The 20,842-nt window shown below is 65.0% G+C and carries 16 protein-coding genes; 7 read left to right on the top strand and 9 right to left on the bottom strand.

Translation table 11 applies throughout. From position 1 onward, the window contains the following. Position 1 precedes the first annotated feature (1 nt). Positions 2-3,601 carry an autotransporter outer membrane beta-barrel domain-containing protein gene (locus I3J27_RS26075; RefSeq protein WP_270161758.1) on the bottom strand — a complete coding sequence of 1,200 codons (3,600 nt, stop codon included), beginning with the start codon at positions 3,599-3,601 and terminating at the stop codon, positions 2-4. Between the two features lie 301 nt (positions 3,602-3,902). On the opposite strand from I3J27_RS26075, the gene I3J27_RS26070 reads away from it, so the two are divergent. After that, complete coding sequence (locus tag I3J27_RS26070; RefSeq protein ID WP_270161757.1) at positions 3,903-4,610, top strand: hypothetical protein; 708 nt, start codon at positions 3,903-3,905, stop codon at positions 4,608-4,610. Between the two features lie 10 nt (positions 4,611-4,620). On the opposite strand, the gene rffA is transcribed toward I3J27_RS26070, so the two are convergent. Continuing rightward, positions 4,621-5,763 (bottom strand): dTDP-4-amino-4,6-dideoxygalactose transaminase, encoded by a 1,143-nt coding sequence (rffA, locus tag I3J27_RS26065; RefSeq protein ID WP_270161756.1) that lies wholly within the window; start codon positions 5,761-5,763, stop codon positions 4,621-4,623. Between the two features lie 133 nt (positions 5,764-5,896). On the opposite strand from rffA, the gene I3J27_RS26060 reads away from it, so the two are divergent. The 3 genes from I3J27_RS26060 to I3J27_RS26050 all read left to right on the top strand — a co-directional run bounded on the left by I3J27_RS26060 (position 5,897) and on the right by I3J27_RS26050 (position 10,126). Further along, positions 5,897-7,477, top strand: a complete 1,581-nt coding sequence (locus I3J27_RS26060; RefSeq protein WP_270161755.1) for an MATE family efflux transporter — start codon at positions 5,897-5,899, stop codon at positions 7,475-7,477. Between the two features lie 149 nt (positions 7,478-7,626). Further along, positions 7,627-9,717 carry a hypothetical protein gene (locus I3J27_RS26055; protein WP_270161754.1) on the top strand — a complete coding sequence of 697 codons (2,091 nt, stop codon included), beginning with the start codon at positions 7,627-7,629 and terminating at the stop codon, positions 9,715-9,717. Between the two features lie 7 nt (positions 9,718-9,724). Continuing rightward, complete coding sequence (locus tag I3J27_RS26050; RefSeq protein WP_270161753.1) at positions 9,725-10,126, top strand: hypothetical protein; 402 nt, start codon at positions 9,725-9,727, stop codon at positions 10,124-10,126. 63 nt (positions 10,127-10,189) lie between these two features. On the opposite strand, the gene I3J27_RS26045 is transcribed toward I3J27_RS26050, so the two are convergent. From I3J27_RS26045 to I3J27_RS26015, 7 genes are all read right to left on the bottom strand, one after another. After that, a complete protein-coding gene (locus I3J27_RS26045) occupies positions 10,190-11,395 on the bottom strand; it encodes a glycosyltransferase family 4 protein (protein WP_270161752.1) in 1,206 nt (401 codons plus the stop codon). Beyond that, positions 11,392-12,159, bottom strand: a complete 768-nt coding sequence (locus I3J27_RS26040; RefSeq protein WP_270161751.1) for a class I SAM-dependent DNA methyltransferase — start codon at positions 12,157-12,159, stop codon at positions 11,392-11,394. The genes I3J27_RS26045 and I3J27_RS26040 overlap by 4 nt, the downstream gene beginning before the upstream one ends. Next, complete coding sequence (locus I3J27_RS26035; RefSeq protein WP_270161750.1) at positions 12,156-13,277, bottom strand: DegT/DnrJ/EryC1/StrS family aminotransferase; 1,122 nt, start codon at positions 13,275-13,277, stop codon at positions 12,156-12,158. Before I3J27_RS26035 ends, I3J27_RS26040 begins: the two co-directional genes overlap by 4 nt. Further along, positions 13,274-13,720, bottom strand: coding sequence for a cupin domain-containing protein (locus I3J27_RS26030; RefSeq protein ID WP_270161749.1), 447 nt, complete (start codon positions 13,718-13,720; stop codon positions 13,274-13,276). Before I3J27_RS26030 ends, I3J27_RS26035 begins: the two co-directional genes overlap by 4 nt. A 126-nt stretch (positions 13,721-13,846) precedes the next feature. After that, positions 13,847-15,025, bottom strand: a complete 1,179-nt coding sequence (locus tag I3J27_RS26025) for a CgeB family protein (RefSeq protein WP_270161748.1) — start codon at positions 15,023-15,025, stop codon at positions 13,847-13,849. 4 nt (positions 15,026-15,029) lie between these two features. After that, positions 15,030-16,292, bottom strand: a complete 1,263-nt coding sequence (locus tag I3J27_RS26020; protein ID WP_270161747.1) for a hypothetical protein — start codon at positions 16,290-16,292, stop codon at positions 15,030-15,032. 102 nt (positions 16,293-16,394) lie between these two features. Continuing rightward, complete coding sequence (locus tag I3J27_RS26015) at positions 16,395-17,357, bottom strand: UDP-glucuronic acid decarboxylase family protein (RefSeq protein WP_270161746.1); 963 nt, start codon at positions 17,355-17,357, stop codon at positions 16,395-16,397. Between the two features lie 221 nt (positions 17,358-17,578). Here I3J27_RS26015 and rfbF point away from each other — a divergent pair, with 221 nt between their 5' ends. From rfbF to rfbH, 3 genes are all read left to right on the top strand, one after another. Further along, the gene (gene rfbF / locus I3J27_RS26010; protein WP_270161745.1) at positions 17,579-18,349 is read left to right on the top strand and encodes a glucose-1-phosphate cytidylyltransferase; all 771 of its coding nucleotides are present in this window, start codon (positions 17,579-17,581) and stop codon (positions 18,347-18,349) included. Further along, positions 18,346-19,425 (top strand): CDP-glucose 4,6-dehydratase, encoded by a 1,080-nt coding sequence (gene rfbG / locus I3J27_RS26005; protein ID WP_270161743.1) that lies wholly within the window; start codon positions 18,346-18,348, stop codon positions 19,423-19,425. Before rfbF ends, rfbG begins: the two co-directional genes overlap by 4 nt. A 120-nt stretch (positions 19,426-19,545) precedes the next feature. After that, positions 19,546-20,838: a lipopolysaccharide biosynthesis protein RfbH gene (gene rfbH, locus I3J27_RS26000; RefSeq protein ID WP_270161742.1), complete on the top strand. Its 1,293-nt coding sequence runs from the start codon at positions 19,546-19,548 to the stop codon at positions 20,836-20,838. Positions 20,839-20,842 lie beyond the last annotated feature (4 nt).

Raw genomic sequence — 20,842 nt, 5'->3', positions numbered from 1 at the left:
CTCACCAGCTGTACTTGAACACGCCCTTGCCCGAATAGCTGGTGACGTTGCCGGAGAACTCGCCGTCGAAAGTGCCGGCGATCGAGAAGCCGCTCAGCCATTTCATCTCGGCGCTGGCGCTGAGAAGCGCGGAGTCGGCGTCGACCCTGGCGCCGTTCACGACGAAGCTGGTGCCGGGCAGGGTCTGGAACAGCGCGGTGACCGCGCGGCTCGGATTGTAGTCGTGCGCCCAGGCGGCGCGGCCGCGCAGCGTCAGCACGCCGTTCTGCATCGCGTAGGACTTGTCGGTGCGGAAGCCCAGCTCGGAGCGGGTGTCGGTCAGCGACTGCGAAGCATAGTTCAGCGCGAACAGACCGCCGCCATTGAGGCTGACTTCGGAATAGTTCGGCAGGTTGAAGTTCGTCACCTGCGCCGCCGCATAGGGCGTGATGCCGACCAGCGGCGTTGCGAAGCGATAGCCGCCTTCGAAGCGGGCCGAGAAGGTGTCGGCCTTGAAGCGACCCTGGACCTGGTCGGTGCCCGCGAGCGCCACGGTGCGGTTGGTGGTGACGTCGTGCCAGCCATAGGCGAGCGCGGCCGAGATGTAGGCCGGTCCGAAATTGTGCCGGCCATAGACACCGGCCTGGAACAAATCGGCCGAGCCCGAGCCCATTGCGTTGGCGAGCGAGTAGTTCAGTCCGCCGCCGCCGAGCGCGAAGCCGACCAGCGTGTCCACCGAAAGCCGGTAGTCGGCGCCGGCCGCGCCGCCCCAGACCCGCGCGGTCAAATCCTGCGAGCCGACCGGCGCATTGCCGCCGATTTGCGCCGAGCCGCCATAGCCGGCGGCCCAGACGCTCCAGCGGCTGCTCGGCTGCGAGGACAGCAGCGGCGCCTTGTTCGCCATCGCATAGGCCTCGCGCTCGCGCGCATTGGCGGGGCGCATCTTGGCGTAGGCCGACATGTCGTCACTGTCGGCGAATTGCGCGACGCTGCCGGCCTTGGCGAAGCCGCCCGAGCGGCCGATCACGGTCGGGTCGAGCATCAGGTTGAGGAACTGGCCGTCGGCGTTGATGGCGGACTGGATGATGCCGGTGCCGAGCTCGCCTGAGGCGGTCGTCAGCCCCGCCGGCGTCAGCGCGGCGAAGGCTGCGGGAATGCTGCCGGTGGCGTTGAAGAAATTGGTCAGCGTGTTGGCGACGTTCCGCTGGTTGACGTTGAGGCCGCCGGCCTGCGCGAAATCGACGTTGACGTTGAGGAAGACGTTGTTGGGGTCGTAGCTCAGCGTCGCGGAGATTGTCGGCATGTTGGAGACGACGGCCGCGTTGAAGCTGGTGCCGGCGAGGCCCCCGGCCGCCGACAGGATGGTGTACTGCTTCTTGAGCGTGCCCGAGGTGAAGTTCGCGCTCACCGTCGCATTGCCGAGCGTGGCCGCGCCGGTGACATTGGTGAGGCTGGCATTGGTCGAGGACACCTGCACCAGATACGTCGAGGCCGCGGTGAAGCTCAGGGGCCCGTTCACCGTCAGCGGGCCGAACGGGGTTGCCGTGCTGCCCGGCGCCAGCGTGCCGCCGGTCACCGCGACGCTGCCGACCGTGCCGCTGCCGGCGAGCGTGCCGCCGGCATTGACGGTGGAGGCGCTGACGATCGAGCCGTCCACCACCAGCGTGCCGCCGTTGATGGTGGTGGCGCCAACATAGGTGTTGGCGCCGGTCAGTGTCTGGGTGCCGCCGGCGACCGTGAGGCCGCCGCCCGCGCCGCCATCGTCGATCACGCCCGCGAAAGTGTTATTGCCGGCGGTGATCGTCAGCGTGTTGGCGCCGAGATTGACGTTGCCCGAGCCCGAGAGCGACTTGATCGAGGTGCCGCCGCTCAAGCCCTGGATGTCGAAGATGCCGTTGGCGACGACATTGCTCGAGGTCGCGATGCTGCCGTCGCTGCCGCCGAAATTGATCAGGTCCAGCTCGCCGCCGCTCGCGATGGTCGTGGTGCCGGTATAGGTGTTGGTGCCGTAGAGCTGCTGCGTGGCGCCGCTTGCGATCGCAAGGTTGCCCCCGGTGCCGCCGGCGATGCCGCCGTCCTGGATCACGCCGCCGAAGAAGCTGCCGGTGGTGATCGTCAGCGTCTTCGACCCGAGCGAGACGGTGCCGACCGTGCTCAAGGAGAACAGCCCGCCAACCGAGGCGCCGGACGTGGTCTGGGAAATATCGAACGTGGCGCCGGCGCCGGCGAGCGCAACATAGAGCGAGCTCGCGATCGAGCCGCCGCCTTTCAGGGCCAGCGTGGCGCCGCCGTCGATCTGGGTCGCATTCGTGTAGGTGTTGACGCCCGTGAGCGTCTGGATGCCGCCGCCGATTTCCAGTCCACCGCTGCCCTGAATGACGCCCGCAAACTCGGTCGAGCCGGCGGTGATGAAGAGCGACTTGCTGCCGAGATTCACGACGCCGCTCGAACTGCCGGCGAGCGTCGTGATGGCGGCAAACGAGGGCGTGATCGCGGAAATGTCGAGCGTCGCGTTCACGGTGACGAGGCTGGAGCCCGAGAGGATGCCGAAACCCGACAGCGTCAGCGTTCCGCCCGAGACGGTCGTCGCGCCGGTGTAGGTGTTGCCGCCGGTGAGCGTCAGCGTGCCGGTGCCGACCTTGGTCAATCCGCCGCCGGCGCCGGAGATCGCGCCGTCGACCTGGGTCGAGAGGTTGTTGCTGCCGGTGGTCAGCGTCTTGGCGCCGAGCACATAGTCGCCGGCGCCTTCGATCGAGCCCGCGGTCATCCCGGTGCTGGTGAGACCGGACATGTCGAAGGTGCCGCCGGCATTGGTGATGAAGCGGGCATTGCCGCCGGTCGACGTGCCGGTGAAGCTCGTGGTGGCGAAATTCTCGGTGGTGATGGTGGCGCTGCCGGCGGTGGCGGAGTTGACGAAGGTCAGCGAGCCGCTGTTGGAGATCGTCGACGTGCCCGCGGTGGACGAGGCGTTGAAGGCCACGAAGCCGGTCGCGCTGTTCGTGATGCTGGACCCGTTCGCCGAGCTCGTGTCGTTGAAGTTCAACACGATGTTGTTGGTGATCGTGGCGGTGCCCGCATTGCTGCTGCCGTTGAACTCGACGACACCGTTGTTGGTGATGGCGGCCGTGCCGGCGGTCGAGGTGTCGGCGAAGCTCATCCCGCCGCCGCTGACATTGTACGTCACGACATTGCTGCCGGCGCTGGCGCTGCTCGAATTGGTGAACACCATGCTGGAGTTGACGTTGAACGTCTGCACGTTGGTCGAATTGTTCGAGATGCCGGCGCCGTTCACCACGAAGATGTCGTAGGTGTTGACGGTATAGGGTTGTGCATCGGGGGCGGCCGTGAACACGACGGCGCCGATGTTGACGAAACCGTTGCTGTCGACCGTGGCAGGGCCGGTGTTGGTGAAGGTGGCGGTGCCGTCAGGCACGTCGGGAGTCGATGTCCAGTTCGTGCCATCCGTCCATTCGGTGGACGAGGCGCCGGTCCAGGTGCCGTCGACGGCGTGGGCGGCGACGATTCCGAGCGCGGTCGTTGCGAGCAAAGTCGCCAGCGAGTGACGGAGGAGGGACCCCAGCCTGCTTGCGATCCTCTCACGCGCCATCATCGGTCCGGCCATCAGTGTTCTCAAATCGGAAATGAAATCATCGCAAACATGCAACTCAAGCGCGTGGCAAAGCCCGGCCCCGTGCCATAGTCTCACGGCGCCGCAGCGCCTCGCAATGAACGGACGTCCATTTGCGCCGGGTTCCCGGCGGTTCCGCGTGCAATTTCAATGATCGTGGCCGTTGGGCAACATTTTCATGCGTTGCAACATCCGCCGGATGGCATGGCGCTTTTCGACGCGGCTTGATGGTCGGCCGCATCGGAATTAGCTTGCTGCGGGTTTGCCGCATGCTGGCGGCTGCAAGGGAAGTTCGATGTCCGGCTGGCTGAGAGCGACTGGATTGGCCGTGCTGTGCGCGGTAGCGGGGATTGCCGAGACCTCGGCGGCCACCTCGTCGCGCATGGACATCCTGTCCGACGATGCCGCGCCGAGCGCCGCCGAAAGCGTCGATGTCGGTGCAGTGAGGCCGATCGCGCGGCCGGCGCAGGCTGCGAGCAAGCCGATCCCCCGCGGCAATCCGCTGTGGTCGGTGCCGCTCTCGGCGCTGACCGTGACCCAGGAGCGCCCGATCTTCTCGGCGATGCGCCGGCCGCCGCCGCGCGCGGTGGCCGCGTCTCCGGTCGAAGAGGTGAATGTGCCGGCGCCGCCCAAGGCGGTCGAGGCGCCGCCGCCGCTGCTGCTGGTCGGGGCCGTGGTCGGCGAGGGCGAGGCCATCGCGATCTTCGTGAACCGCACCGATCAGAAGGTCGTGCGCCTGCGCCAGGGCGAATCGCTCGGCGGCTGGTCGCTGACCGAGGTTCAGCCGCGCGAGGTGACGCTCAAGCAGGGCGATCGCAGCGAGGTGTTGGCGCTGCAACGGCCGGACGGAACGCCCGCCGCTCCGCCCGCCGGCGCACCCGCGGTTGCGGCCGGCCCGCCCGATGCCGGCGGCAAGCTGACCATGCCGACCACGACGGACACGTCGTTCGCGCCCTTCGTGCCGCGCTCGACGCCGAAGAACGGCGAGTCGGACGGACTCTGAGCAAGAGCTTTTAACGCCCGAGAATCGCGCCGAGCGTTTCGCAGACGCGCTGCTGCTGCGCCTCTTGCAGGCCGATCCAGAACGGCAGCCTGATCAGGCGCTCGGACAGATCGGTGGTGCGCTGCAGATCGCCATGCGCACGTCCGAACCGTATCCCGGCCGGTGCGGAATGCAGCGGCACGTAGTGGAAGACGGCCCGGATCTCCGCCTCCCGCAGCTTGCCGAGCACCGCACCGCGACTCGTGCCCGGCGGCAGCAGCACGTAATAGAGATGGCCATTATGCGTGCAATGGCCGGGTACGACCGGACGACGCAGCAATCCGCGCTGCTCGAGCGGCGCCAGCATGGCGTGGTACCGGTCCCAGATCGCAAGCCGCTCGCTCGTGATGCGCCCGGCGTCCTCGAGCTGGGCCCACAGGAAGGCTGCGGTCAGATCGCTCGGCAGCAGCGACGAGCCGACGTCCTGCCAGGTGTATTTGTCGACCTCGCCGCGGAAGAAGCGGCCGCGATCGGTGCCCTTTTCGCGGATGATCTCGGCGCGCAAGGCGAGCGCGGGATCGTTCACCAGCAGCGCGCCGCCTTCGCCCGACTGAATGTTCTTGGTCTCGTGGAAGCTGAAGCTGCCGAGATCGCCGATGGCGCCGAGCGGCGTGCCCTTGTAGCTCGCCATGATGCCCTGCGCCGCATCCTCGACGATGCGAAGGTCGTGACGTTTCGCGATTGTCCCGATCGGATCCATCTCGCAGGCGACGCCGGCATAATGCACCGGCGCGATCGCGCGGGTGCGCGAGGTGATGGCAGCCTCGATCTGGCGTTCGTCGAGGTTGAGCGTGTCCTCGCGGATGTCGACGAAAACAGGAACGGCGCCGCGCAGCACGAAGGCATTCGCCGTCGAGACGAAGGTGAACGAGGGCATGATGACCTCGTCGCCGCTTTTGAGGTCGAGCAGGATCGCGGCGAGGTCGAGCGCCGAGGTGCAGGAATGCGTGAGCAGCGCCTTGGCGCAGCCGGTGCGCTGTTCGAGCCATTGGTGGCAGCGCCGGGTGAAGGCCCCGTCGCCGGACAAGTGATGGCTCTTCAGAGCCTGCTCGATATTGGCCTGCTCGCCGCCCGTGACATGGGGCCGGTTGAAGGGGATGATTTCGGATGCCATTGCCTAAGCTGTCTAACCGCCTTAAGACGCGCCTTCAACGCCCCAATCCGATCGCGTCAAATTGGCGGCTTTCGTTGCGGGAATCAACTGGCGCTGGCGCGCTGGGCCGATCGCTTGCCGGGAAGGATGCGGCTTGTCCGACACGCAAATTGACGCGCCCGGCGAGGCCGGCAGTTCGAGTGGCCTCGGTGGCGCCGGCCGCGGCCGCCGGCTGCTGCGGGGCTGGTCGGCAAACCTGGTCCAGATGGTGCTGGGGCTGACCCAGCAACTGCTTCTCATCCCCGCCTTCCTGCATGTCTGGACCGGCGATCTGCTGGCGGCGTGGCTTGCGATCTATGCGGCCGGCAGTCTCGTCGTCGTGGCCGACGCCGGATTGCAGCTTCGTGCGATCAACCGCTTCCTCGCGTTCAAGGCTTGCGTCGACTGCGACGGGCGCACGGCGAATTTCTATGCGGCCATGCTGCGGATCTATCTCGCCGTCATCGCGGTGCTGGGTGTTCTCCTGTGCGCGGCGATATACTTTGCGCCGCCGTCAACGGTCCTCGGCTTTGGCGCTGCACCGACCTTCGATGCCGCCATGCTGGTGATGACGCTGGGCATGGTGCTGACCTTGCCCGCCAACCTCGCTTCCGGCCTCTATCGCGTGCGTGGGCAATACGGCCGGACGGTCTGGCTGCAAAACGGCGCGCTGCTGCTCGGACAGATTGCGCAGCTTGCCACGCTGGCGATGTTCGGCAGCCTGCTTGCAGTAGCGATCGCCTTCGTGTCGATGCAGCTCCTGTTCACGATCTTCCTTGCCGCGTTCGACGCGCCGCGGATGTTTCCGTTCCTGCGCCGTGCCGGCAGACCGCCATCCGCAATGCCTTCGCTGCGCTGGAGCGCCGGACAGTTCGGTCGTGCGCTGCCCTTCGCGGTCGCCAACGTCACCGAGCTTGCGCTGGTCAACGTGCCGGTGCTGCTGGTCTCGGCGCTGGTCCCCAACCGCGTCGCAGTGGCGCAATGGGGCCTGACGCGCGTGATCGCGAGCCTGGTGCGCGGCCTCTGCCTCCAGGTCACGCTCCCGATCGCCGCCGAGCTCGGCCATGATCATGCGATCGGCGACAAGGAGCGGCTGCGCCGGCTCTACGCCCATGGCTCGGTGTTCGTCACCGGCCTCGCCTGCCTGATCGTCGCGGGCCTGCTGCCGTTCTGGCCGGACTTCTTCGCGCTGTGGACCCATGGCAGCATCCCCTACGATGTGCCGCTTACGGTGACGTTGCTGCTCGGCTCTGCGGCGGTGGCGCCGTCGCTGCTGGCGCTGGGCTTTGCCAACCACAGCAATCGCGGCGACCTCCTGATCCGCACCAAGGGACTTCAGCTCATCGTCTTCCTGGTTCTGTCCTTCGTCCTGATCCCGCAGTTCGGACCGCTTGGCGCCGCGCTCGCCGTGGTCGCGAGCGACATCTTCGTCCAGTTCGGCCTGCTCGCACTGATGATCATGCGGCAGACCCTGCGTCAGCCGCTTTGGCATGTCGCATTTCTGATGTTGATGGCCGTCGTCATCGTGATGTCGGGCTGGCTGATCGGGCAGGCGATTGTCGCGCTCGTGCCGGGGAGCGGGCTCGTCCACTTCATCGTGGAGTGCACGATCTGGCTGGCCGCGGTCGGTGTGCTGACGAGTCCGCTGCTGAGCAGGGCGCGGCGCGAGCGTTTGCGGTGGTTGATTCCGGCCTAGGGTCCCGAGTCACAAGTTCGCAATCATAGATTCGTGTAGCTGTGCGGAGAATGGAGGCAAACAGCGACAGAGACTGCGGCCTTTTCGATTCGGAAGAGGGATCATTCGGCTATCTTGACAGAATGTACTTCGCTCCAACTAATGATTGCATGGGACAGGAACAATCGACTTTCCGCGGGAGGTGGCCGGCTTGGCTCGTCATCGTCCTGCTGGCGTTCATCAGCCTGGCGCTGTTCCAGGGCCACAATGCGCGTTATCCGTATTACGCGCTCGACGACATGGATGAGCTGACGGCGCTCGACGTGCTGCTGATCAGGGGGGGCGTGCTCCCGGATCACATCACGCATCCGACGGCCGGCATGTACGTGCTGCTGACGCTCACCCACAGGATAGGCTATCTGTTGGATTTCGTGCATCTGCGCGACTTTCGATTCGTCGACATCTGGGCAAACCCTCTCCTCGGCACGGCGGAACTGATCGATTTCCTGAGGGCGCATCTGCCGTTCCTTGCCGTCGGGAGTTCCTTGTTGTTGGCGCTGGCTGTCGCCTGGGCTGCCGGTGCAGGCCCATGGATCGTTGTGCCGATCTTCCTTTGTATCGCAGTCTCGCGCGCGCTCGCCTTCCATACGCTGATCTTCCGGACCGACAGCTTTGCGCTCTTCTACGCGGCCGTGGCTGCCGCTTTCGCCGTATCGGCTGTAAGACAGCGCGGGCACACTGCGATTGCGCTCGCCGCGGCCGCGGGCATAGCCGCTGGCTTCGCCTTCACGTCAAAGCTCACGATCGTGCCGACAATCGCTCTCGCGCCCGCTCTGGTCCTCTTCATGCTGGTGCGGCGTGATCAGGCCTTCACTCGTTCCTTCGATGTCTCGCGCCGCTTCAACAGGAGTGTTTCTGTCGTCGCGGTGGCGGTCTATGTCCTGTTGCTGATGTTGGCGCTGCTGCCGATGCCTTCAACGTTCATCCACACTCGGGTTTCGTTCCACAACTACCTGCTTTGCGCTGCTGCTTTTGCGGCGATTGCCGGGCCGGGAATCGTGACGAGGATCCTGCCCGAGCGCTCCGTGCTCTATCGCTTCTTCTCGTTCGCCAATCTGATGGCGTTGGGGTTCACGCTGTCCTTTCTGGCACTCTGGTTTGTCATGATGAGTCCGGAGAGCGGAATTCGCTTCGTTGCGGCACTTGCAAAGGTATGTTTTCTCGGCGTCATCGATCCCGCGCTCGCGCCCGGCTACGCCGGATTTTGGGAGCAGGTTGTCAGCTCGCCTGCGTTGCTGTTGCCGCCGGTTCTGCTGTTCGCGGTGTTGGGCTTCTGGTCACCGCGCCTCGCCTCGCTTCGCGAGGTTGGAGTGCTTGCGCTCATCGGCCTCTTCGACGTGGTTTCGATCCTCTGGTTCGACCGCATGATCATCCATCAGGACGCGATCTTCACGGAGCCGCTGGTGCTCGCCCACTTCGGTCTTATGCTTGCGCTGATCCATCAGAGGGGCGGACTGGCCGCTCGCGGCCTGGCTACTTTATGCGTCGTGGTCTTGCTCGCGCGCGGTGTGGCGCAGGCCGAGATTCCGGCCCTGACGAACGTAATATATGCCGGCTACTTCAAGGAGAGCCGCCAGATCCTGACACCCTATCAGACGGGCAATCAGCAACAGATCCAGGACGCGTTCGGGCGGCTGCTGGTCAAGGATAACGCCACGGGCCACGTCGTTTCCCCCCATGCGCGTGAGCTGGTCTACGCGCAAGCCGCCGACTACCGGACCATCGCAAGCCGAGTGTCCTATGTCGTCCCGAATCTCGGCCGGATCGAGTGGAGCCGGATCGGCGTTCTAGGCGAAGGCCTCAAGCCGTTCGGCCAGACGCGCCGGGAGCTTTGGTTCACCAGCGTGCCGCCTGAGCTTGAGGGCGCTACGGTCTACATTCCGCCGGACCGAGGCGAGCGGCCAGATGCTACCTGGCTGGAGCGCGCCCTGCGATATAGCGGTCTCTACGACCACGAAACGAACGCCTGGTTGCGCCGGCGCACCGAGGTGATCCGGCCACGTTCCGACATGAGCGTGTTGGTCTTCGTGCCGGCCGACCGGAGGCAGGCGTTCGCGCTGCCTGAAACGGCGCCGATCGTCGGAATGGCGGATCGCCCTTACGTCGGCGTGCCCGTGCCGGTCAATCCTCCGGACGACCTGCTCCGCCGCCTGAAGGCGGAGCCCGACCGCTTTATCGTCATCGCGCGCAGGTATGGCTAGGGCCGCGTTGCGAATTGCGGCTCGCGCGGCGGCCGTCGCCGTTGCGCTCGTGCTTGGCGCCTGCGGCTTTGCCGACAGTCATGCCCCGCTGCCCTCGTTCATGCGCACCAAGGAAACCGGGCAACCAGCGCCGGAGGCGGCGCCCGACGTGAAGCAGGTGGTCCACGAGCAGCTCGATGTGGTTTTCCTCACCACGTCTTATCCCCGCGGCGTCGAGGTGGCCGCGCCGCACCGAGAGTTGCGCGGGCCGGGTTGGACGGCCTGCATCCGCGCACAGCTCACCTCCGCGACCGGCACAGCGCTGGGCGTGCAGACCTACATCGTGACCATCACAGGCGGGAAGGTGGTCGATCGGCGTCGCGCCGAGGCCGAGGACAATTGTAGCTCGGAGACCTTCGAGCCGATCTAGCTAGTGTCCCGAGTCTGGTTTATCGATCGAGACAAAGATGTTGCGAACTTCTGGTTCAGGACACTAGCGCGGCGTCAGCGCGAGCCGATGCTTCAGCCGTTCCAAATGGCGGGCAAATTGCTGGTGCCCGGTCTTGGTCTCTTCGGCAAATTGCGCGAGTCTGAGATGGCCGGCTGAGCGCAGCCGCTCGCGCGTCCCGTCGGTGCGGAGGGCAATGATCGCGTCCGCGAGCGAGCGCGGATCGTCGTAGTCGAACAGGATCGCGGCATCACCGGCCTGGGCCTTGAAGGCTTCGGGATAGATCACCGGTGTTCCGACCGCCCAGGCTTCCAGCGGCGGCAGATTGGTCGGGCCGAAATAGCTCGGCATCACCAGCGCTGCGGCGCCGCGATAGAGCGCCCCGAGCTCGGCGGATTCGACGAAGCCGATGATGGAGACTTGGTCCGACAGGCCGTAGCTGCGGATCGCTGCGTCGATCTTGTCGCGGCCGCCGCGATCGGAGCCGCATAGCACCAGCCGTTCGGTGATGCCGCGCTCGCGCAAGCTCGCGACGGCTGCGAGCAGCGTGATGTGGTTCTTGTGCGGCCAGAACTGCGCCGGATAGAACAGATAGCCGGGCTCGAGGCGGTACTTTGCCAGCACCGCCGCGTCATCGGCGGCGGGCGCGGATTGGCCGACATAGGCCGAGGGCGAGAACGGGATGCAGACCGCGCGGTCCCGTTCCATGGCGTAGCGGCGGCAGAGATCGTCGATCAACTCGGGCGCGTTGACGATCACCACCGCCGCCTTGGTGCTGGCAAGACCGAACAGGATCTCGCGGCGCTCGAATTCGCCGAAGTTGCGGACCTCAGGAAACTCCGGCGCGTCGCGATGGCAGCCGTCGAAGATGGTGATGACGAAGGGCAGCTCGTAGAGCAGAAGGTGCCGCTTCGAGGTCGAGGTGAAGTGCACGACGTCGATGCCGTCGCGGATCAGGGCGCGTTCGAACGGCGATTTCAGCCTAAGGGCGATCTGGACGAGATCGAACGGCCCGCAATATTTCAGGAACAGGAAGAGATAGTCGAGCACGCCGAACTTGCGGAGGCGGGCCGCGACGCCGAACTCCTTCAGGATCTCCAGCGTCTTCGGATAGGGCGAGTACACCACGATCTCGTTGCCGGACTTGGCGGCCCAGTCGCGCAGCCAGAGCAAATCGTTGAGCGGCTGCTGGAAGCCGCCGCCGACCTCGAGCGCCTGCTCCAGCATCACGGCGAGCCGCAGCGGTCTCACGGCGTGCCGCTCTTTCTCGCAACCGCGTAGGCCGCCCAGCTCTTCGTGCTCGGCGCATCCTGCGTCAGCCATGCGGCATGAGCTGCGGGCTGAAAGCCGCTCGCCTGCAGCGCCGCGTCGATCTCGAACGGAAACCAGTAGCGCATGCGGTGCGCTTCATCGACGCGCCGGATGGTGCCGCGGTCGGTGTCCTCGCAGAACAGCGTGTAGTTCACGGTGACGGTGGCGGCCTGTTCGTCATGATCGGATTGCGCGATGCGGGTGAGGCGCAGTGGCGTCTGCTCGATCACCTTCACTCGGGTCTCCACGCCCTGGGCCAGCACTGCGCCGCCATACCAATAGTCGAAGAAGAATAAGCCATCAGGCTTCAGCGCAGCATGAGCGGTGCGGAACATCGCCGCCAGCGCATCGCGGCTGGTCTGGTAGCTCGCCACATGAAACAGCGACACCACCGCATCGAAGTCGCGCTCGAGACCGGCTTCGCAGGCATCGCCCTGCCGGAACGGAATCGACAGCCCGGCCTGTTCGGCGCGCGCCTTAGCGCTCGCGATCATCTCATGGCTGAGATCGATGCCGGCAACGCTCCAGCCCTGGCGCGCGAAGACGAGCGCATGCAAGCCGGTGCCACAGCCGAGATCGAGCAGTCTGCCCGGGGAGGCGCCGTGGTCGCGCAGGCGCGTTTCGACGAACGCCGTCTCCGCGCCGTAATCCTTGTCCTGATAGAGGAGGTCATACCAGGGCGCGTAGTCGGCGAACACCGTCACGCCAAAATCTCCTTCAGCGCCTGGGCGGAGCGAGCGATCTCGTCGTCGGTCAAGGCAAGCCCGCTCGGCAGGTAAAAACCGCGGCGGGCAATGTATTCCGCGTTCGGATGGCCTTCGTCGCGCATCAGGCCCATCCGGCGCAGCACCGGCTGCTCGTGCATGCACCAGAAGAACGGCCGCGTCCCGATGCCCTTCTCGCCGAGGCGACGCATCGCTTCCTTGGCGTCGAACGGCACGTCGTCGCCGAGCACGATGCCGTAGACCCAGTAGATGTTGTCGGCATAGGAGGTGCGGGCGACCGGGCGGCGGATGCTGTTGAGGCCCGCGAGATGTTCGTCATAGAGCCGGCCGACCCGGCGCTTGATCTCGACCGTGCGCGGCAGGCGCTCGACCTGGGCAACGCCGAGCGCGGCTTGCAGGTTGGTCATGCGCGCGTTCCAGCCGAACTCCTCGTGGACGAAACGCTGCTGCGGCTGGAAGCAGAGGTTGCGCAGGCTCTGCACGCGGTCGGCGAGCGCGTCGTCGTCGGTGAGGATCATGCCGCCTTCACCGGTCGTGACATGCTTGTTGGGATAGAAGCTGAAGGTCGAGACGTCGCCGAAGCCGCCGCAGGGTTTGCCGCGATAGGTTTGGCCGTGCATCTCCGCGGCGTCCTCGATCACCTTCAGATCGTGCTTGCGGGCGAGCGCGAGGATCGGATCGAGATCGACCGGCAGGCCGTAGATGTGGACCAGCATGATCGCGCGCGTCCGCGGCGTGATCGCGGCTTCGACGCCCGCGGCCGTCATGTTCCAGGTCGCGGCATCGCAGTCGACTCCGACCGGCACGAGGCCGGCGCGCACAATGGCGCTGGCGCAGCTGATGATCGTGAAGGTCGGGATGATGACCTCGGAGCCCTGCTCGAGCCCGAGCGCGTGGACGGCGATGTCGAGCCCGACCGAGCCGTTGGTCACGGCAACGCCGTGACGACGTCCCGCGGCCTCGGCCATCGCCTGCTCGAAGCGCTTGATGAACGGTCCCTCCGAAGAGATCCATCCAGTGCGGATGCATTCGGCGAGATAGTCGGCTTCGTTGCCGTCGAGCAGCGGCGTGTTGACGGGAATGAACGGCGTACTCACAGGCCCGGACCCTTGATCCGGATTTCGGACGGAGCAACTTCGGCGAACCGGGTCTTGTCGGCCTCGCCGGAATAGGGGCCTTGCTTGACCTCGAACATCTCGAGCGGCTCGAGCACGTGGAAGCCGTGGGCACCGCTGCACAGCAGGATGATGTCGCCGGCACCGAGCACGCGGCTTTCGAGATATTTTTCCTCGACGGTGTAGAAGTCGACCTGGAGCTTGCCCTTCTGGATCAGCAGCACTTCCTGGGTGTAGTGCACCTCGCGCGTCACCTTGTTGTGGCGATGCGGCTCGATGCTCTTGCCCTTCGGATGGCTCATATAGGCGAGCTGCTGCGACAGTTCCGGCGTCGAAAAGAAATGGATACCCGGCTCGCGGAACGAGGCGCGCACGATGATCGCGTAGAGCTGGTCGCCGAATCGAACATGTTCGACGTGGTCCATCCTGAGCCTCGACAAAAAATGCTGTAATTAGAGTGAGATAGCGGTCCCGTCGAACACTTTGGCCATTTTGGCCGGGACCGTCAAGGGCGGACCGAATATGACGAATGGTATGCCCGCGAGCGGGATTTAACCGACGAAAGCCAGGATTTCTTCGACGCGCCGGTGGAACGTGTGAGCGGCAAATGTTCTGGTCTGTCCCGCCATGGCGATGGACCTGCGCGCCGCCTCGTCGCCGAGATAGTGCTCGATGTGCGCAAGGCAGTCCTCGACGGTGCGCCACGCTGCGACCTCGCGCGCGGGCTCGAACAGCGTGTGCAGATTGTCCTTGAAGTCGGTGAGCAGGAATGCGCCGACGCCGGTCGCTTCGAACAGCCGCGCGTTGCCGGCCTCGCGGCCGGCCATGTCGATGTGCGAGTTGAGCGTGACGCGCGAGGCGCGCAGCGCCTGGTACATCTCCACGCCCCAGACCTCGCCCTGGTAGCAGCGATGCAGCGGCGAGGAGGCGGGAAGGGAGTGCAGGCCGCTGCCGAACAGTTTCAGGTCGTAGCGCCGCGCCACCGCCTCGAGCTGCGCGACGCGGAGCTGGTGATCGGCCGACACCGCGCCGACGAAGGTGACGTCGAAATTCTGCGCTGGCGGCGCAGGCAGGACGTCGAGGATCCCGGGCTCGAAGGCGAGATGGACCACCTCGGCGCGCGCGTTGTGCTGGCGGAAGAAATCCACCACCGCGGCCATCTGCGAGATCATGAGGTCGTAGACCGACCAATCCTCGCCGCGCGAGGGCGAGATGCCGACCTGGCCGATCAGGATCGGGCGGCCGATCTGCTTGATCCGGCGCGCCAGGCGCGTGTCGACGTGAAACAGATCCTGGTTGAGGACGAGATCGGGTTTGAAGTCCTCGACCTGCGCCAGCAGGATTTTTTCGGCCTCCGCATCGAGCCGCGGGCTGAGCCCGACCTTGCGCGCGAGCGGCCGCAGCACCGGCTTGAACGGCGCGACGGCGCGTTGCAGCCAGCCGGGAACGGCATCGCGCGCGGCGGGCGTGCCTGGCGGCGATGGTTCAGCGACGACAAGGCCGTGCTCGCGCGCCCAGGCCGCCCGCATCCAGGGATTGTTGACATGGATGTCGGCAGCGACGTGCCCGAGCCCTGCAAAATTGCGCGAGTAGAAATCGGCAACCCCGAACAGGCTGGCGTTCCGCGCCGCCATCTGTGCCGCGTAAGACTCGTTCTCCAGGCCGGGATGGCGCCGGTAGAGCCAGGCGAGGAAACGCGGATAGTCGGCATTGAGGATCAGGATGCGCACGGCGTCACGGTTTCGGTTCGAACAGGTTGCGGGGCATCACGTACCAGAGCAGGAACAGGAGCGCGGTGCCGTGGGTGAGCATGGCGACCGAGAGCGGCACGTTGAGCAGGACATGCGGCAGCACGCCCGAGGACATCAGCACGAAGCGGGGCGGAAGTCCCGCGGAGGCGCGGTTGCCGACCGCCAGCACGAGACCCGCTGCGAGCGCGGTCAGGGGCGCGAGATAAAGCCCGACGGAGGCGACCCCTTCGGTCGCAAACAGCGACGCATTCAGATTGCCGAAGCCGTAGGTGTTCTGCATCACCACCGCCAGCGGCTCCTGGTAGGGGCACTGCGTCAGCGGCTTGAGGACGGAGATCTGGCAGAACCAGGTCGTCGGGTGGCTCGCGAAGAAATGGTTGTAGATGTCGAGCGCGCTCGACGCCGTCGCCATCATCCGGATGTTGACGAGGTCGAAATATCTGCCGGGGACGCTGGTGAGGGAGGCGCTGGTGAGGGCGATCAAGACGAGGCCGAGCAGCATCGGAACGAAGATCGATGCGATGACCGAGGTCCTCGCCTCCAGAAAGCGCGACAGCACCGCGAGCGCGATCAGCCAGGCCGGCGTGAAGAACGCGAACTTCGTCAGTGTGATCGGGTAGAACAGCAGGAGCAGGACCAGCACCAGGCCGGCGCGCTTGGGATGGCCGAGCAGCCAGTAGCAGGCGAAGGCGAACGGCAGCAGCGTGCTCGAAACCCAGCCCGTGAGATAACGCACCGCTCCCGGAAATTCGAGCGCGTCGCGGTAGTCGTAGATGTGCGCGATCGCGACCAGGCGGAAATTGTAGGTTGATGCCGCGGCGATGGTCGCGACGGAAATCACCAGGATCAGCGTGAGCAAATGCTCGAAATGCGCATTCGACAGCACGACGAGTTGCCGGAACGGCGCCCTGACGAACAGCGCGGGCAGCAGGAAGAACACCAGCGACAGCGCCGCCGAGAACCCGGCGAGCAATCGCGGATAGCTGTATTCCGAGAAGACGTCGATCCACAGGAAGCCCAGGATCATCGTGTAGAAATAGAAGGCGGCGAAATAGCCGAAGCTGAAGCGGGCGGCGGCGAACAGCAGCGAGACGACCGAGAAGGCGACCGCAATGCCGACCGCGATCCAGACACGCTCGCCGCTGAAGTGGATGTAGGACTGGAAGGTCGCGACCTTGATCAGCGACAGGCAGGTGACGGCGCTGTGCAGCAGCACCAGGACCGCAAGCGCGGGCTTCGAGTCCAAGACCCTGGAGTCCAGTCGGGCTCGCAGGTCTCTGATGAAGACGGACGGTGCGCTCATGGCGGAAGCGGGCTCGCTTGCGGACGAGGTGAGTTGCGAGCGGGATCAGGCGATTTCGAGCGAGTGCTTGAAATAGGCGATGGTCTCCTTCAGGCCGTCCTCGAGCGCGACCTTCGGCACCCAGTTCAGTGTCGCCTTGGCCTTGGTGAGGTCGGGCTGGCGCTGGCGCGGGTCGTCCTGCGGCAGCGGCTTGAACACCAGCTTGGAGCGCGAGCCGGTGAACTCAATGACCTTCTCGGCGAGCTCGCGGATCGTGAACTCGGAATTGTTGCCGAGGTTGATCGGGCCCGTGACGTCTTCGTTCGTCACCATCAATCGCAGGATGGCCTCGACGAGATCGTCGACATAGCAGAACGAGCGGGTCTGGCCGCCGTCGCCGAACACGGTGATTGGCTCGCCCCTGAGCGCCTGGACGATGAAGGACGACACCACGCGCCCGTCATTGGGCTGCATGCGCGGGCCGTAGGTGTTGAAGATGCGCGCGACCTTGATCGGCAGGCCGTGCTGGCGCCAATAGTCGAAGAACAGCGTCTCGGCGCAGCGCTTGCCTTCGTCGTAGCAGGAGCGGATGCCGATCGGGTTGACGTTGCCCCAATAATCCTCGGTCTGCGGGTGGATCAGCGGATCGCCATAGACCTCGCTGGTCGAGGCCTGGAAGATCCGGGCCTTCAGCCGCTTGGCGAGGCCCAGCATGTTGATGGCGCCGTGGACCGAGGTCTTGGTGGTCTGCACCGGGTCGCGCTGGTAGTGGATCGGCGAGGCCGGGCAGGCCAGGTTGAAGATCGCGTCGACCTCGATGTAGAGCGGGAAGGTGACGTCGTGCCGGACCGGCTCGAACAGCGGATTTGCGATCAGATGGGCGATGTTGCGCCGGCTGCCCGTGAAGTAATTGTCCGCGGAGACCACTTCGGCCCCGGCATCGAGCAGCCGTTCGCAGATGTGCGATCCGATGAAGCCGGCGCCCCCGGTGACGAGGATGCGGCTGTTCTTATAGCTTTCAAACGGCATTATCGGTTCCAGCTGGGTCTCGGGACGGTCTCGTCCGGTGCTTGCCTTCGGCGGGCAGTGGTATCGACTACGGGTGGAAAGGCCAATAGGGGTACGCTAAGTAATATATTACCTCTGGATATTTCCCAGGTTGCGTCCGGTGATTTTCCAGCCGTTTCCGGTTCGTATAGAAGCCATCGGGTATGCAGGAGGGATGGGAGTCCCCATTCGGAGCCAACTGAATGAAAGTCGTAATTCTCGCCGGAGGACTGGGAACCCGAATTTCGGAGGAGACCAGCACGCGGCCGAAGCCGATGGTCGAAATCGGCGGCCGGCCCATCCTGTGGCACATCATGAAGATCTACAGCCATTACGGCTTCAATGATTTCGTGATCTGCCTCGGCTATAAGGGCTACATGATCAAGGAGTATTTCGCGAATTACTTCCTGCACATGTCCGACGTGACCTTCCATCTCGCCGAGAACCGGATGGAGGTGCATCGTGAAACCGCCGAGCCCTGGCGGGTCACGCTGGTCGACACCGGCGAGGACACCCAGACCGGCGGCCGGCTGAAGCGGGTGCTGCCTTACGTCGCCGATGAGCCGTTCTTTGCGTTGACCTATGGCGATGGTGTCGCCGACATCGACCTCGCCGCCGAGGTCGCCTTTCACAAGAGGCATGGCCGCAAGGCGACTGTCTCGGTGGTGCGCCCCGCCAAGCGGTTCGGCGCAGTCACGATCGAGGACGACAGGGTCGTCAATTTCGAGGAAAAGCCGAATGACGACGGTGGCTGGATCAATGGCGGCTTCTTCCTGCTGTCGCCCGTGGTCGGCGAGCTGATCGCAGGCGACAAGACGATCTGGGAGCGCGAGCCGATGGAGCAGCTCGCCCGCAGCGACGATCTGCGCGCCTATGTGCATCCCGGCTTCTGGCATCCGATGGATTCCCTGCGCGATCGCAATTTCCTCGAGGAGGAGTGGGCCAACAGGCGCGCCAAATGGAGGATCTGGTGACGGACCCGGCATTCTGGCGCGGCAAGAAGGTCTTTCTGACCGGGCACACCGGCTTCAAGGGCGCATGGGCCTCGTTGCTGCTGCGCCGTATGGGAGCCGAAGTCTACGGCTATGCGCTCGAGCCGACGCATCAATCCGCGCTGTTCGTGACGGCGCGCATCGCCGACGACATCAAGCACCGCATCGCCGACATTCGCGATCTCCCGGCCTTGCGCGCCGCGATGGCGGAGGCCGAGCCTGACATCGTCATCCACATGGCCGCGCAAGCGCTGGTGCGCCCGTCCTATCAGGAGCCGGTCGAGACATTTGCCACCAACGTGATGGGCACGGTGCATGTGCTGGAGGCGGCACGTCGGCTGCGTTCAGTGCAGGTGATCCTGAACGTCACCAGCGACAAGTGCTACGAGAACAACGGCGCAGGTGCGGCCTTCCGCGAAGGCGACCGTCTCGGCGGCGACGATCCCTACAGCAACAGCAAGGCCTGCGCCGAACTCGTGACGCACTCCTATCGGCGCAGCTTCTTCAACGTGCCGGGCGCGGCGCGTGTCGCGACGGCGCGCGCCGGCAACGTGTTCGGCGGCGGCGACTGGGCGCGCGACCGCCTGGTGCCCGATGCGATGCAGGCTTTCCTCGCCGGCGAGACCTTGCGCATCCGCAATCCCGATTCGGTGCGGCCCTGGCAGCACGCACTCGATCCGGTGCTCGGCTATCTCAGACTGGTCGAGCGGCTGGCGAACGATGAAGGTTTCATCGGCGGCTGGAATTTCGGGCCCGATGCCGCGAGCGAGGTGCCGGTCGGAACCGTGGTCGAACGTCTGATCGCGCTGTGGGGCGACGGTGCGCGCTGGACCGCCGATGCCGGTCCGCACCCGCACGAGGCCGCCTATCTCAGGCTCGATTGCGAACGGGCCCGCGAGCGACTAAACTGGACACCGCGTCTCGATCTGTCGCAGGGGCTGGCTCTCACCGTCGACTGGTACAAGGCGCTCCAGCGCGGTCAGGACCTTCGTCGCGTCTCGCTCGAACAGCTCGAACGCGTACTGCATGGCGCCGTATCGAACGGCGCAGCGCAGTAGGCATCCAAACCATCTCGCGGTCAGGTCGTCGCGGGTCAACGCCAAGCAAATCTCATGAAATTGACGCCAGCATCTGCTCGATCGGGCCAAAGAAACCTTCAAGATATCAGGGCCTCGATCATGGAACTGGTGGAGGAATACTCCGCCATCGCGCATGCATCCAAGCCATTCGTCGCCGGGCAGTCTCCGGTGCCCGTGTCGGGGCGGGTGTTCGATTCAAGCGACGTCAAGTCGCTGGTTGATTCGGCGCTGGACTTCTGGCTGACCACGGGTCGCTTCAATGAGGAGTTCCAGCAGAAGCTGGCCAAGCGGGTGGGTGTCCGCTACGCCATGACGGTCAATTCGGGGTCTTCGGCCAATCTCGTTGCCTTCTCGGCACTGACCTCGCCCTTGCTCCGCGAACGGCAGGTTCCGGCGGGAAGCGAGGTGATCACCGCAGCGACGGGATTTCCGACGACGGTCAATCCTGCAATGACGCAGGGCATGGTTCCGGTGTTCGTCGATGTCGACATTCCGACCTACAACATCATCCCGGAACTGGTCGAGGAGGCGATCACGCCGAACACGCGCGCGATCATGGTGGCACACACGCTCGGCAACCCCTTCGATGTCGGCAAGATCGCCGATATCGCCAAGCGGCACAAATTGTGGCTGATCGAAGATTGTTGCGACGCGCTCGGTGCGACGTTTGCGGGCCGTCATGTGGGCACCTTCGGGGATATCGGCACACTGAGCTTCTACCCGGCTCACCACATCACGATGGGCGAGGGCGGCGCAGTTTTCACAAGTCACCCGGCGTTACGTCGCGCCATGGAGACGTTTCGTGACTGGGGACGCGATTGCTATTGCGAACCCGGAAAGGACAACACTTGCCAGCGCCGGTTCGATTGGCAGCTCGGCGAATTGCCTCACGGATATGACCACAAATACATCTACAGCCATCTCGGCTTCAATCTGAAGATTACCGACATGCAGGCGGCAGTCGGTGTTTCCCAGCTCGAGCATCTCGAAGGCTTCATTGCTGACCGACGAAGGAATTTCGATCTCCTGAAGAGTGGATTGAAGCCGCTCGAAGAGTTCTTCATTTTGCCGGAGCCCACGCCGAACAGCGAGCCGTCCTGGTTCGGATTCGTGTTGACCGTTCGTGAAGCCGCGCCGTTCAAGCGTGACGCGATCGTACGGCACCTGAACGACCTTGGCATCGGCACGCGCCTGTTGTTCGGCGGCAATCTGGTGCGGCAGCCTTATATGACAGGCCGCAATTTTCGGGTTCACGGATCGCTCGCCAACAGCGACACGATCATGAACCAGACCTTCTGGGTCGGCGTCTATCCGGGGCTTGGCGACGAGCACATCGGCTACGTCGTCGAGGTGATCCGCGACTTCTGTGTCGCCCAGGCGCGTGGCGTCTAGTTGG

The organism is Bradyrhizobium xenonodulans (genome assembly GCF_027594865.1).
Lineage (GTDB): Bacteria > Pseudomonadota > Alphaproteobacteria > Rhizobiales > Xanthobacteraceae > Bradyrhizobium > Bradyrhizobium xenonodulans.
The sequence above is the reverse complement of the archived record's forward strand: the minus strand, read 5'-3'. Positions and strand labels throughout refer to the sequence as shown.

Bases quoted from the DNA above. Each gene is read 5' to 3' on its own strand.
- I3J27_RS26075 (WP_270161758.1), bottom strand. From the start codon at position 3,601: ATGGCCGGACCGATGATGGCGCGTGAGAGGATCGCAAGCAGGCTGGGG.
- I3J27_RS26070 (WP_270161757.1), top strand. From the start codon at position 3,903: ATGTCCGGCTGGCTGAGAGCGACTGGATTGGCCGTGCTGTGCGCGGTA.
- rffA (WP_270161756.1), bottom strand. From the start codon at position 5,763: ATGGCATCCGAAATCATCCCCTTCAACCGGCCCCATGTCACGGGCGGC.
- I3J27_RS26055 (WP_270161754.1), top strand. From the start codon at position 7,627: ATGGGACAGGAACAATCGACTTTCCGCGGGAGGTGGCCGGCTTGGCTC.
- I3J27_RS26030 (WP_270161749.1), bottom strand. From the start codon at position 13,720: ATGGACCACGTCGAACATGTTCGATTCGGCGACCAGCTCTACGCGATC.
- I3J27_RS26015 (WP_270161746.1), bottom strand. From the start codon at position 17,357: ATGCCGTTTGAAAGCTATAAGAACAGCCGCATCCTCGTCACCGGGGGC.
- rfbF (WP_270161745.1), top strand. From the start codon at position 17,579: ATGAAAGTCGTAATTCTCGCCGGAGGACTGGGAACCCGAATTTCGGAG.
- rfbH (WP_270161742.1), top strand. From the start codon at position 19,546: ATGGAACTGGTGGAGGAATACTCCGCCATCGCGCATGCATCCAAGCCA.